This is a genomic window from Massilia sp. 05N420 (assembly GCF_056397205.1).
This window is the reverse complement of the sequence record NZ_JBFTMX010000176.1, coordinates 1-454: the sequence shown is the minus strand read 5'-3', so window position 1 is coordinate 454 and position 454 is coordinate 1. Positions and strand designations below refer to the sequence as shown.

Sequence of the window (454 nt, the reverse complement as noted above, 5' to 3'; positions counted from 1 at the left end):
GAGACATGCTCAGGGGCAGCGCACGCAAACCGCTGTCCCGCGGGTGACGATCACCAAGGATGCGGCGCTGACGGGCATGACACCCGGCATCTATGAGCCGATGCTCTGCCTCGTTCTGCAGGGCGCGAAATGTGCGCTGATCGGCGACAGGCGGCTGCATTACGATCGTGCCAGCTATTTCGTCGCCAGCATCGAGGTTCCCGGCGCCTGCCAGATCGTCGAGGCACGCCCCGATACACCCTATCTCGCCGTCGCCCTGACGCTCGATATCCCTGTTGTCGCCGAAATCATCATGGACATGCCGGGCCTGCCGCCTATGGCCGATGGCCCGGGTTTCGGCATCAGCCCCGTGACGCCCGATCTTGCCGATGCCTGGCTGCGGCTGATCAAGCTGCTCGACACGCCCTCGGATATCGCGATCATGGCGCCGATGCTGGAGCGCGAGATCATCTAC

1 protein-coding gene is annotated in these 454 nt (G+C 64.1%); it reads left to right on the top strand.

Features of this window, described 5'->3' with window-relative positions:
• Positions 1-43: 43 nt before the first annotated feature.
• Positions 44-454: AraC family transcriptional regulator (locus tag AC1DIX_RS27850; protein ID WP_477328586.1), on the top strand; the 411-nt coding region annotated here is incomplete at its 3' end.